7 protein-coding genes are annotated in these 12971 nt (G+C 63.3%); 3 read left to right on the top strand and 4 right to left on the bottom strand.

Annotated elements, in window-relative coordinates; genetic code table 11:
- Nucleotides 1–22: 22 nt before the first annotated feature.
- The gene (locus tag C6P61_RS13870) at nt 23–1978 is read right to left on the bottom strand and encodes a bifunctional 5-dehydro-2-deoxygluconokinase/5-dehydro-2-deoxyphosphogluconate aldolase (RefSeq protein ID WP_105730525.1); all 1956 of its coding nucleotides are present in this window, start codon (nt 1976–1978) and stop codon (nt 23–25) included.
- A 253-nt stretch (nt 1979–2231) separates the two neighbouring features.
- Between C6P61_RS13870 and C6P61_RS13865 the strand changes: the two genes are divergently transcribed.
- The 3 genes from C6P61_RS13865 to C6P61_RS13855 all read left to right on the top strand — a co-directional run bounded on the left by C6P61_RS13865 (nt 2232) and on the right by C6P61_RS13855 (nt 5805).
- Complete coding sequence (locus C6P61_RS13865; RefSeq protein WP_105730524.1) at nt 2232–3161, top strand: sugar ABC transporter substrate-binding protein; 930 nt, start codon at nt 2232–2234, stop codon at nt 3159–3161.
- Nucleotides 3162–3232: 71 nt separating this feature from the next.
- On the top strand, nt 3233–4774 hold the full coding sequence (locus tag C6P61_RS13860) for a sugar ABC transporter ATP-binding protein (RefSeq protein ID WP_105730523.1): 1542 nt from the start codon (nt 3233–3235) through the stop codon (nt 4772–4774).
- Nucleotides 4775–4788: 14 nt separating this feature from the next.
- Nucleotides 4789–5805, top strand: a complete 1017-nt coding sequence (locus C6P61_RS13855) for an ABC transporter permease (RefSeq protein WP_105730522.1) — start codon at nt 4789–4791, stop codon at nt 5803–5805.
- Nucleotides 5806–6402: 597 nt separating this feature from the next.
- Here C6P61_RS13855 and C6P61_RS13850 read toward each other — a convergent pair.
- The 3 genes from C6P61_RS13850 to tnpC all read right to left on the bottom strand — a co-directional run.
- Entirely contained in the window at nt 6403–7899 is a 1497-nt protein-coding gene (locus C6P61_RS13850; protein ID WP_146115062.1) for a hypothetical protein, read from the bottom strand.
- An 18-nt stretch (nt 7900–7917) separates the two neighbouring features.
- Nucleotides 7918–11808, bottom strand: coding sequence for a hypothetical protein (locus C6P61_RS13845; protein ID WP_146115061.1), 3891 nt, complete (start codon nt 11806–11808; stop codon nt 7918–7920).
- Between the two features lie 106 nt (nt 11809–11914).
- Nucleotides 11915–12971: IS66 family transposase (gene tnpC, locus C6P61_RS13840; RefSeq protein ID WP_105730519.1), on the bottom strand; the 1057-nt coding region annotated here is incomplete at its 5' end.

The following is a 12971-nucleotide window of genomic DNA, read 5'->3' as shown; positions in this document are numbered from 1 at the left end:
CCTGTGAGGAGTCGGTGGGATGTCAGGCCGCGGCGCGCAGGGCCTGGTGGCGGTTGCGCCAGGCATCGACCAGCACGGCAAAGTTGCGCGCCACTTCGTTGATCAGTTCGGCGTCGCCAAGCTCGCCCTTGAACCACTTGAGCGAGGCGTCCGCCCACAGCGTGCGACCGACCATGAAGCCCTTGACGATCGGGCTGCTGGCAGCGGCGAAGCTGTCGGCCAGATACTGCAGCGGCTGGTTCAGGCCCAGGATCACGGCGCCACGGCAATAGGGGTCGCGCTCGGCCAGCAGGGCCTCGAGCTGGCGCCAGCCGGCGGGCTGCATCGGCGCGAGCTTCCACCACTCGGGCTTGACGCCCAGGTTGTAGAAGCGCTTGACCGCGCGCAGCACGGCGGCGTCGCTGCTGCCGTCGGGCGTCAGCGCCTTGGGCGGAATGATCTCGAGCAGCAGCTCGTTGCCGCTCGCACGCGTGGCTTCCCACAGCTCGAGCACGCGCTGCTCCTGCTCCAGGCGCAGATCGACCGCATCATCGGGATGGTAATGCAGCAGGCACTTGACGACCTGCTCGGTCGGCCAGTGCGTCAGCGCGCTGCCGACCGAACGGGTGCCGTCAAAGCGCAGCGGGCGCGAGCCCGGCAGCTCGACCGGACGCCCGACCCACCAGCCGCGGCCGGTAGCGCTGGCCAGCGCGTCGCGGCCGTAGTCGCCGCCGTCGATCAGCACGCCGGTGTGGCCCTGCAGCTGGCGGCTGCGCTCGACCTGCTCGGCCGCCTGCACCAGCAGGCGCTTGAGGGCCGGAATGCGGGCCTCGTCGGCGCCAGCTGCGCGCGCGATGTCATAGAACTGGGCCCGGTGGTCGAAGGCCATCACGCACAGCTCGTTCCAGTCGCGGCGCGCGGCCGTGACGCGGTGCAGGTGCGCCAGCTGCTGGTCGGCATCGACCTGGGGGTTGCGGCTGCCGCCGAACCAGTGCGCCAGCTCGGCCGGGGTCGGCATCGCGGCCGAACAGGCATGGCGCGAGACCACGATGGCGCCGCAGGCATTCGCGACGCGGGTGGACTCGGCCCAGTCCTTGCCCTGCAGCAGGCTGGCCAGCAGGCCGGACAGGAAGGCGTCGCCGGCGCCCAGCACATTGAGCACCTCGACCCGTTCGCCGCGGTAGGTCGGCGCCGCGTCGATGTCGTCCGGGATCTCGCCCTCGATCACGCAGCAGCCCAGCGCGCCGCGCTTGACCACCAGGGTCGCGTCCGGGCAGAGTTCGCGCACCACGCGCAGGCTGGCGATCAGGTCATTGGCCACGCCGCCAGCGATGAAGAATTCCTCCTCGGTGCCGACCAGCAGGTCGAACCAGGGCAAGGCCTGCTGCAGCTGTGCCGTCACGGCCGCGTCGGGCACATAGCGGTTCTCGCCGGCGCCGCGCGGGGTCAGGCCCCAGAGCACCGGGCGGTAATCGATGTCGAGCACGGTCGTCGTGCCATGGCGGCGCGCATAGGAAAGTGCCGTCAGCGAGGCCAGGCGGGTGGTCGGCGTCGACAGATGGGTGCCGGTGATGGCCAGCGCGCGGCAGCCCGCAACGAAGTCCTCGCTGATCTGCTCGGCTTCGATCGCCATGTCGGCGCAGTTCTCACGCACGAACAGCAGCGGGAAGGTGTCGCGGTCCTTCAGGCCCAGCAGCACCAGCGCGGTCAGGCGCTCGGGATCGGTCTGCACCTGGCTGGTGTCGCAACCTTCGCGCTGCAGCGTTTCGTTGAGGAAACGGCCGAGCTGCTCGTCGCCGACGCGCGAGATCATGGCAGTCTTGCAGCCGAGCCGGGCCACGCCGAAAGCCAGGTTGGCCGAGCTGCCGCCCAGGTACATCGAGAAACTGCGGGCGTCTTCCAGCCGCGCACCGAACTGCTGGGCATAGAGATCAACGGCCAGGCGGCCGAGACAGGCCAGATCATGTCGGCGCGGAGCGGGGAACTGTAGCTTGCTCATCTTGAATCCAGCCGGTCAGGGCTGCGTCATGAAGTGAAGGAAGGGCGAATCAAGGCGTTTGACCACCTCGGTGGCGCCAGTCTACGTTAAATCGAAATATTTTTTCTAGGTGTAATTACTTAGAAAAATATTTTCTAAATTTATCCAGTCTTGTCTATAGTTCAGTCTTGTCGAGACCCCCAGCGCCAACAGCCAGCAGAAGCAACCGGGCAAGGGTCAGGCATCCACAACCACTCATCTTTCGGAGACATTCATGAAAAAACTTCTGATCGCCGCAGCCGTTACCTCCACCCTGCTCGTACCGCTGGCCGCCCAGGCCGAGAAGATCGGTCTGGCCATGGCGCAGCAGGACACCTTCCTGACCATCCTGAAGAACGGTACGCTGGAAGCCGGCAAGAAATTCGGCGCCACGGTACAGGTGGAAGACGCTGGCAACGACGTCGGCAAGCAGCTCAGCCAGATCCAGAACATGATTGCGCAGAAGGTCGACGCCATCATCGTCAACCCGGTCGATACCGACGCCACCCCCAAGATCACCAAGATGGTGTCTGATGCCAAGATCCCGCTGGTCTATGTCAACCGCAAGCCGGTCGACTTCGCCAAGCTGCCCGCTGGCGTGGCCTTCGTGGCCTCGGACGAGAAGGTCTCGGGCACGGTCCAGACCCAGCAGGTCTGCAAGCTGCTCAACGGCAAGGGCAACCTGCTGGTGCTGATGGGCGAGCTGTCCAATGAAGCCGCCCGCACCCGCACCCAGGACATCGAGGACGTGGTCAAGACCCCGGAATGCTCGGGCCTGAAGATCGTCGACAAGCGCGAAGGCGCCTGGGACCGTACCAAGGGCCAGGACATCATGACCAACTGGCTGTCCTCGGGCGTGAAGTTCGATGCCATCGTCGCCAACAACGACGAAATGGCGCTCGGTGCCATCAACGCCTTGAAGGCCGCCAAGAAGTGGACCCCGACCAGCATCGTCGCCGGCATCGACGCCACCCCCGACGCGCTGGCCTCGATGAAGGTCGGTGACCTGAAAGTGACCGTGTTCCAGAACGCCGCCGGTCAAGGCGCCGGTGCGGTCGAAGCGGCCATGAAGCTGATCAAGAAGCAGCCGGTCGAGCGCTTCGTCAACGTGCCGTTCGAGCTCGTGACCCCGCAGAACCTGAGCAAGTACGCCGGCAAGAACTGATCCACCGACGCGCAGGGCTTTCCGCTCGGGAGGCCCTGCCTTTTACTCAGATTCGCAGCGGAGTTCACAAGATGACTGAGACAGCCACCCTCGAGCGCGCGGTCGACGCTCCCCCCACGCCGGAGTCGCCGCCCTTGCTGGCCATTCGCGGCATACGCAAGGGATTTCCCGGCGTCGTGGCGCTCGACGGCGTGTCCTTCACGCTCAAGGCCGGTAGCGTGCATGCCTTGATGGGCGAGAACGGCGCGGGCAAATCGACCCTGATGAAGATCATCGCGGGCGTCTACATTCCCGACCAGGGCCAGATCCTGCTCAGGGGCAAGCCTGTCACGCTGAGCTCGCCGATCGATGCCCTGCAGCAGGGCATCGCGATGATCCACCAGGAACTCAACCTGATGCCGCACATGACGGTGGCAGAGAACGTCTGGATCACGCGCGAGCCGCGCAACCGCTTCGGCCTGGTCGACCACCGCGAACTCAAGCGCCGCACCGAGGAGCTGTTCGAGCGCCTGAGCATCGACATCGATCCGCTGGCCGAGGTCCAGACCCTGTCGGTGGCCAGCCGCCAGATGGTCGAGATCGCCAAGGCGGTGTCCTGGAACTCCGACGTGCTGATCATGGACGAGCCGACCTCGGCCCTGACCGAAAAGGAAGTCGCGCACCTGTTCCGCATCATCCGCAGCCTGCGCGAGCAGGGCAAGGGCATCATCTACATCACGCACAAGATGAACGAGCTGTTCGAGATCGCCGACGAGTTCTCGGTGTTCCGCGACGGCAAGTACATCGCCACCTGCGCCGCCAGCGACGTCACGCGCGACGACATCATCCAGATGATGGTCGGACGCGAGATCACGCAGATGTTCCCGAAGGAAACGGTGCCGATCGGCGACGTCGTGCTGTCGGTCAGGAACCTGACGCTCGACGGCGTGTTCCACGACGTCTCGTTCGACATCCGCTCCGGCGAGATCCTGGGCCTGGCCGGACTGGTCGGCTCGGGCCGCTCCAACGTGGCCGAGACCCTGTTCGGCGTCACGCCGGCGAGCTCGGGCAGCATCACGATCCGCGGCCAGCAGCTGGTGATCGACAAGCCGGCCAAGGCCATGGCCGCCGGCATGGCCTTCCTGACCGAGGACCGCAAGGACACCGGCTGCTTCCTGTGCCTGGACATCCAGGACAACATGGACCTGGCCGTGCTCAACAGCCGCTACGTCAACAAGCTGGGCTTCGTTCAAAGCAGCCAACTCGCCAAGGATTGCAACGAGATGGCGCGCCGCCTGCGCGTCAAGACCCCCAACATGCACGAGGTGATCCAGAACCTGTCAGGCGGCAACCAGCAAAAGGTGCTGGTCGGGCGCTGGCTGCTGACCAACCCGAGCATCCTGATCCTGGACGAGCCGACCCGCGGCATCGACGTCGGCGCCAAGGCCGAGATCCACCGACTGGTCTCCGAACTGGCCGGCCAGGGCGTCGCCGTCCTGATGATCTCGTCCGAGATGCCCGAGGTCCTGGGCATGAGCGACCGCGTCGCCGTCATGCATGAAGGTCGTATCACCGGCATCCTGGACCGCAAGGATGCCGATCAGGTCAGCGTCATGAGCCTGGCCGCCAAGTAAACCGGAGACACAACATGAGCACTACCGCCGTCAACACCATGGCCTCACTTCCCTCCCCCTTCAAGTTCAAACTGCCGCAGGAAGCCAGCATCTTCCTGGTGCTGCTGGGCATCGGCCTGCTGTTCGAGGGGCTGGGCTGGTATGTCAACGGACAGAGCTTCCTGTTCAACCTCGACCGGCTGCAGATCATCATCCTGCAGATGGCCGTGATCGGCATCATCGCGATCGGCGTCAACCTGGTCATCATCACCAGCGGCATCGACCTGTCATCGGGCTCGGTGGTCGCCGCCGCCGCAGTGGTCTCGGCCAGCCTGGCCCAGGTGTCGGACTTCCCGCGCGCGGTGTTTCCGGCGCTGACCGACCTGCCCATCATCTGGCCGATCATCGCGGGTGCGCTGACCGGGCTGGTGATTGGCTGCATCAACGGCTCGCTGATCGCCTACACCATGATCCCGCCCTTCATCGCCACGCTGGGCACCATGGTCGCGGCGCGCGGCTTTGCCAAGTGGTTCACGGGCGGCATGCCGGTGTCGATGCTGACCGATGACTTCGCCTGGATCGGCTCCGGCGCCAACCCGGTCATCATCTTCCTGGTGCTGGCGGTGATCTTCCATGTCGTGCTGCGCCACACCCGCTTCGGCAAGTTCACCTACGCCATCGGTGCCAACCGCCAGGCCGCCATCGTCTCGGGCATCAACGTCAACCGCCACCTGATCTGGATCTACACCATCGCCGGCCTGCTGGCGGGCATTGCCGGCACCGTGACCGCGGCACGCGCCATCTCGGGCCAGTCGGGCATGGGCGTGATGTACGAGCTCGACGCGATCGCCGCGGTCGTGATCGGCGGCACCTCGCTGGTCGGCGGCAAGGGCCGCATCACCGGCACCGTGATCGGCGTGCTGATCCTGGGCGTGATGACCTCGGGCTTCACCTTCATCCGCATCGACGCCTACTACCAGGAGATGGTCAAGGGCGCGATCATCGTCGCGGCCGTGGTCGCCGACCAGTACCGCAACAAGAAAAAGCGCTGAAGCCGCGGCAGCGTCCCAGCCCCTGACAAGAGTCCCTGGCCAATCGGCCGGGGATTTTTCAATGTCCATCCAGGGTATGGATCAGTTTGACAAATCGACTCTGGGTGTCGGCTCCCAGCTACAAGCTTACCGCCAGAATGGTTCAGCCGATGGCCGGTTTAGGCAGGGAGCAGTCTTTCGTATTGTTCCGCTGGAAGACTGATGCCACCGGAAGCAGTCTTACGGGCAAGCCGGCGCGCGCCTGCGGTGGATTGTCCACTTACACAAATTCTGCACACCCTCTATGCACATCACGAGGGCACCAATGCGAGGAAGACTCAAGGCAGAACTGGTGTTGAGCGAAGCCGAGCGCGAGCTACTCACGCGCTGACGTTGCGCGCCGTCAGCGTGTGACACGGCAGATGGTTTCGAAGTGGCGCGCCCGATTCGTCGAGGACCGAGCCGCCATAATGCGGCCAGCCTTGCCTGGGGGCATTTGGGATGGCCACAGGTGCGGGAATTTGGACTGGCCATCGGGGCGACTGCGGCCAAAAGATCGAGCTCGCAACATCCGCTTTTCACCCGCGTCTTTATAGGTCTAATTACCGACTTTCCGACTCAGGCATCGCACTCTATCTGAGCATTGGTAGGGACAATGCCATCAATAACCGTCACCCGCAAATGAGCTGCCAAAGCGCGATATACGGCAGGAAGTTCTCGCTCAAGGAGCAGCACTACGCGAATCTCCGGTTGAGCATCCGGAAAATCGACGAGAGCCTGTGCCTCAAGGATGGAGCGGTACTTTACGACCTGGTAAATGCCGCGCTCATAATCGGCAAGGTTCCGATCGGAGGTCCTTGACTTCACTTCGACCCCGATCCAGACCCGATCCGATAAGAACATGACCTCCAACTCGTCTGCGGAGCGCAGGGCGTACTCGACCCAGGCATCCCAGTCAGCTCGCGCACCAACCAACTCGGGGTGATCGCGCACATAGAGCTTCAGCGCCAAGTGTGCTTCTGACTCCCCTCCGCCCCAACCACCTGGAACGGGGATTCCATTCGAGCCGACTGGCGGTTCGATCACTGGCAGGCCTGCGAGGCGCAGCACCTCGTTCCACCGGCTACGGTAGGCGAGGATGCGCTGAAACTCGGCAGCGAGCTTGGCTCGCTTCTCCTCCCTGGACATCGTCTCGTACCCAGGCCATACACCACTCACCCCTTTGTCGGGTAAGCCCACATTTGGGCCGCTCGACAGAACGACGATGCTCGTGAGAAACGGCGGTGGCTCAGTCAATCGGCTGCGAACGCCGTCAATCAGCTCAGTCACCCGACCCAATACGAAGCCCAGTCCTCTCGCCCAGGGGTCGCCGTGCCTGTTCCGCCGGCCAAGGAGTTCAGCGAGGCGGCGGTATGTGATTGGCGCCATTACGCCGTCTTGCTGTTGAAGCACGTGCGCCACAAGTATTGGCAGGGCCTTGCGGGCATACACATCGGCAGACTGGTTTCCTTCTAACGGCAGATCGACCTCGTGTTCTTCTCTCGCGTCCTCGATCTGGTAATCCCCCGCTGCTGGTGGTTCGATCGTCGTGCCCACCAACTCGAAGAGTGATGCGGGCAGATTCGGATCCTCTTCATCGGCGATTCCACGCTTCCTGAAAGCGTCTTCGATGTGGAGCTTTTTCTCCAGTTCGTACAGACTGAGGCCAATTCGACCCTGCAGCTGGTGTGTCCGGTCGAGGTAGAAGTGCTTGACCGACCTCTCTCCGCGCTCCAAGGCGGCCTTGTTAGGCTCGGCCTCAAAGCCGAATATTGGTAGCTTCTCAGCGACGGCTTTGTCCAGGTTGGCGCGCGCATATTGCCCGTGTTGCATCCCAACGCCCTTCCATCGTCGAGAGCGCCCGCCCATCTTCACGAAGCGACGAGCGTGGCCCAACTCTGGGTCATGAACTTCGACGATCTCGTCAACCCAAATAGTGCAGACGAGCTTGCCACCGTCAGCTGTGAAGGCATTCCATGGCGTATCTAAACGAGCGTAGCTCGTGCCGCGACGATGGGTATTGAGGCCACAGGTCTGAAGCCAAAACTCATGGGGGCCAACAGTGCGTTCTGCCATAGAGGTGTTCGTATCAGGTCATCGCGCAGTGCCAGAAGCCTGCTTTTCCGTAGAAAGGCGCTGCACAAGATGAAGGACGCGAGCGAGAACCCGTGCCTCCCCACCGAGTTGCCGCTGAGCAACATCGGCCTTGGCCTGAAGGAGCGTCTGCAGGCCAAAGCGATCAATTCGTTCGCCTGTGTCGGGGTGTAGCCAGTACCTGGCCGGGTCAGCTACGGAGACAAGTAGACAGCCTGTACGCGCGTCGCGATGAGCCATGTATTTCCTGACCAACTGCTCTTCGATGGTGTCGCACAGCTCTCGCGCGGATCGTCCCTTCTCACCAATCTTCAATTCGATGGTGGCCTGGTAGCCGGATAGCGCGCGAAGGCGGATGTCCGTCTCCTTGCCATCAGCCGTCACCGCTTCCTGATCCACGGTATAAGCCTCCCGCGATGCAACTTCCAGTTCGCGTGAAATCAAGGGCCGCAGCGTGTTCTCGTCGTCGATCGACGCCCAACCCGCTCGTGGTCCTGTGTCCCTGAGCAACAGCTCCTGAAGGTCGTCCAGCCGATCGACTAGCAGCTGTGCCATGTCGGTTGTAGTCTTGGGTGAGAGCTCCTTACGGGACAAAAGTGTGGTTACCTCCGCCGGTATCCAGGCGCTGGAGTCGATCTCTGCAGCAAGTCGTTCCTGAGCCAATGCTGCGATGCGATCCCGCAAGCGCTCGAAGAGTGGATCAGCCGCAAGAGTCAACTTAGCGCTGAGAGCCTCAGGTCCGCTTGCCTTCATCAACGCATCGAAGATGTACCGACGCCCGTTCTCAGCAGCGTCACGCGCCCCAGGCGAGTAGACGGTGTCATGCACGAGGTCATCTTGCGACCTCACGTGACAATGAAATTCAAGCGTCAACCGGAGTAGTTGCGCCGGAGCCAGCTTGGAGGCCCATTCGGTCGATCCAGAGCCAGTCCGCTCGTTGAACAGTGAACCAATGATGTGAACTGCTGCCCCGTTGGGCTCCACGGGAAGTGCTGCCAGAAGGGGAAGCATGCTCTCCACACCGCGCAACGGCGCGAGCGAGAACAAGATCGGCAGCCAGAACAGCAAGTACGGGCCGGTGCCGGCCGCCTGAACCTGAGCCGCGGCCAGTTCCTCCAAAGGTCCTTTGACCTCGGGGCCGGCGTGCGCCAGTAGCACGCGAATAACCAGGGAGAGCTTCTGTTCGTTCGACGGCGAGTGCGGGAGCTGCATCAATGTCAAGCCCGACCATGCGAGCCAGCCAACGAGACGAGGCAGAAGCAACTGTGCTACATCCTGCGTGCCGCTCCGCAGGGACTGCAGCACCATCGAGTGCCACCCTGAATCGCCGCCCGCATCGAGTAGCTCATCGAGCAGTTCGGCGCCAACTACGGTTTCCACATCGGTGGGATGCGCCTTCGCTAGGCTGCCCAGCCAACTGGGCAGGCCGTTCAGCTCCAGCAAGGCATAGCGAGCAGCAAGTTCCGCTTCACTGCGCTTTAGCTTGGCAGCCCAGTGGGGATCCTCCGCTTCCGCATAAACGCCCATCAGGCCGATCGACCACACCGCCAAATAGGTGTTTTCCTCTCCGCGCCGGCGTTCACATCGAACCGTCGGGCGCAAGCCGCGCCAGTAGGCCATCAAGGCAAGTCTCAGCCTGTCTGTGATGTCGCCTCCGAACTGTGAGGTCAAGAACGCACGATCCCATCGCCCTTCGTCGCCATTTCGACCCAGCTTGCGCAAGACCAGCCAGAGGTTCCAGATCGTGCTGTCCCTTCGACCGGGCCCAAGTGCCAGCGCGGGCTGCTCAGCCAGCTCGCGCCTGATCCGAGCCCAGGCATCCCGCTCTTCTGTGCGCTTCTTGGCCTGGCGCTCTTGCCGTTTCCGCTGCTCCTCTTGCATCTTCAGGAACTCAGGGCTTGGCTGGTTCGACGCAACGATCGAGTTCAACTCGTCGTTCAGCGCTGTCGAATCTGCCACGGCCCCGCGAAGAGCGCCCTCGCCGTCCTTGAGGCCTCCCTCGATCGCGTAGAGGTGCGCGGCCAGGTGCAACAGAACCGCTCGACGCTCTGGCGACATCTGTACGTCAGCTAGCGCTGCCTGCACCCACCGGCCGTCCCGCTCCAACGTGTAGTTCAGTGCTCCTTCATAGACGATGCGAACCAGGCGGTAACTGGCACTGCGATCGCCGCCAAGCGCTTCCACACAGGCCAGATCTGCCTCGAAGACCTGCGGTCGCCAACCATTTGGCAGCGAGTCGAGCAACGCACTCAGTTCCGTCTTGCCCTTACCCAAGCCGGAGGAAGCGTCGGCCGACCGCCTGGCAAGAACCGAGGCCGCGATCAGTGTCTCGCTGACGCTTCCAAGTTCCAGCAACCGGAGACACAGCGAGCGCAAGATGCTCGACATTTCCAGCCGCCCATCGGCCTCTTGAAACTCTTCCTCGACCGCAGACAGCCCCCCGCGTGCAAGCCGAAGCACATCAGGCAACAAGGCTTCAAGGCGAGCTTGGCTCATGTCGGCCTTCTGAATCACCCGGGCGACACTGTCTGCGTAGCCCCCAAGATCCCTCTTTTCGCTGCGCACCCTCGCCAAGAGCTGAACCAGTTGGGCTTCGGTGACATGTTCCGGATAAAGCATCGTCCCAACCCAACGCGCCAGTCGTTCGGACCACCCCGGCGCCAGCTTGACGATCGCATCGACCATCGATGCAAGGCGGGAATCGCTCAGGGCCGCAAGCGCTAGCAATGCCTCGAATCGCTCGCGATCGCTGCAAGATGCGTCCGCTGCAACGTGTGCAACCAAGTCCGCGCAACCCTGCATGTGGCCGGAGCTCACAAGCCGGAGCAGAAGCTCCCGGACCTCAGGTGCCTCGATGCCAGCAGCCCAGGCAGATTGCACCGTGCCAGCGAGGCCAAGTTGCGCGAACCGCGCCACCTGCAGATTCGGCACTTCAAGGCCACGCCACTGACCCTTGCCGTATCGCGCCACGTAGCCGAGCAACGCGCGCTCCCGCTGGAGGTCCGTGAGCGACTCAGGGTCGCCATGGATAAGCAGGGCGTCCGGCTCGATCTTGACCACCCGCTCGAACATGTCGTGCCGGAGCAAGGCAAGCCACGCGGCCACGGGCCTCATCGACGGCCTGAGGATCGTCTCGTTCGAACCCGTGAGTGCGAACAACATGCGGCAAGCAGCCGACTGGACCAGCAGCCCTGCCTCGATCAGGTCATGGATCTGGCGGGCGGCGAGAAACTCCATCACTGACCGATGGTGGAACCGGACCCTTCCGTATCCGCCTTCGACAAAGATGGGACGCTCCAAAAGCGTCAACACCTCATTGGGGCCCCAATCCGCCAGCAGCTCACGCGAATCGATCGGTGCAGCGCCTGACGAGTCGCCATCCGATCCAGCGCTATACCGGATGGTCAGGCGCCGGCTCAGGATGACTGCGAGCGCTAGTCGCTGTGCGCCGACCAGCGCCTTCGCTGGCGGAAGCTCTGCCTTCTCGCGCCGATCGGGTCGGGCGGCGAGGCGGGCGCGCACATGAGATTTGATCTGCTCAAAGTGCGCACGAAGCACTCCGTGTTCTCTCCAGTCGTCGCAGAGCTCGATCAGATCCTGCGGCTTGCGAGCGAACTCTCTGGCGTGCTTTGCGTCGATGGCTGCCAGCAAGGCCTCTGGATCCTCAACGCCTCGAGACCGCGAGAACTCCATGATCTGAGGGCCAGTCAGAGGTAGCAGTTCGACCTCTCGGCTGGAGGGCGGCCCGTCGTCCTTGGTCTTGCTGGGGCCATCCATGGCGATGCGAATGAACTCATCTTGCGAATCTTCATGCCGCACTGGAGGGGTCACTGGCAGGATGTCCTTGAACGCCTGGCGATCGATGGGCACAGGGCGAGCGGTGATGACCACCGTGGCTCGTTCCATTGCCCCCCGAATGTCATACGCAAATCGACGCAGCGCGGTATGCGTCCGGCTAACCCCATACTTGACCGCCGGCACGTAGGGTGATTGACGCTCAGGCGTCGGTGCTGACAGCAGACTTCCAGCGATGCGGTAGCAACTCCTCGATCTGGCTGGCCTTGTGCGTGGGCAGCCGGGTCAGGACGTCCTTGAGGTAGGCATACGGGTCGTGCCCGTTCATGCGCGCCGACTGGATCAAGCTCATGATGGCGGCCGCGCGCTGGCCCGCACGCAGCGAGCCTGCGAAGAGCCAATTAGCCCTTCCTTGGGCAATAGGACGGATCCGGTTCTCGACCCAGTTGTTGTCCACGGGTAGCTGCCTATCGTCGACGAAGCGCGTCAGCGCAGCCCAGCGGTTGAGGCTGTAGTCCAGTGCTTTCGAGGTGGCCGAGTTGCCCGGCACCTTCTGTCGCTGCAGTGTCATCCACTCGTGCAGAGCGTCGAGCAGCGGCCGAGTCTGCTGCTGTCGTATCGTTCTTCTTTCCTCGGCTTCCAGGTCCTTGACCTGACGCTCGATCTCATAAATCTTGCTGAACTGCTCGAGCGCGAACTCGGCGATCTGGCTCTTGTTGGCTGCGTGCAGGTCGAAGAACTTGCGCCGGGCGTGCGCCAGGCAGCCGGCCTCGATGATCCGGCCTGACTTGAAGCCCTCCTTGTAGCCGGAGTAGTCGTCGCAGACCAGAGTGCCCTGCCAGTCGCCGAGGAACTCGCGCGCATGCACCCCCGCGCGCGACTCGCAGAAATCGTAGACCACAGCCTTGAGGTCTTCGAAGGCGCCGGCGGCGTAAGCCCAGAGGTAGGCGCGGTGAGTCTTGCCGTTGCCCGGCTTGAGCATCTGCACCGGAGTCTCGTCGGCGTGCAGCACGCCGTGGCGCAGCACCACGGCCTTGAGGGCATCGACGAGTGGCTGCAGTCGCACGCCGCAGGTGCCCACCCACTGCGCCAAGGTCGAGCGCGGGACGGGGAAGCCGGCACGCCCGAAGATGGGCTCCAGGCGGTACAGCGGCTGGTGGTCGGCATACTTGGCCACCATCACATGGGCCACTAGGCCGGCAGTCGGTATGCCCTTGTCGATCACGTGCGGCTCGACTGGCGCCTGCACAATCGTCTCG

This window comes from Malikia spinosa, assembly GCF_002980625.1.
GTDB lineage: Bacteria > Pseudomonadota > Gammaproteobacteria > Burkholderiales > Burkholderiaceae_C > Malikia > Malikia spinosa.
This window is presented reverse-complemented; position numbering and strand designations above follow the sequence as displayed.

Bases quoted from the DNA above. Each gene is read 5' to 3' on its own strand.
- C6P61_RS13865 (WP_105730524.1), top strand. From the start codon at position 2,232: ATGAAAAAACTTCTGATCGCCGCAGCCGTTACCTCCACCCTGCTCGTA.
- C6P61_RS13870 (WP_105730525.1), bottom strand. From the start codon at position 1,978: ATGAGCAAGCTACAGTTCCCCGCTCCGCGCCGACATGATCTGGCCTGT.
- C6P61_RS13855 (WP_105730522.1), top strand. From the start codon at position 4,789: ATGAGCACTACCGCCGTCAACACCATGGCCTCACTTCCCTCCCCCTTC.
- C6P61_RS13850 (WP_146115062.1), bottom strand. From the start codon at position 7,899: ATGGCAGAACGCACTGTTGGCCCCCATGAGTTTTGGCTTCAGACCTGT.
- C6P61_RS13860 (WP_105730523.1), top strand. From the start codon at position 3,233: ATGACTGAGACAGCCACCCTCGAGCGCGCGGTCGACGCTCCCCCCACG.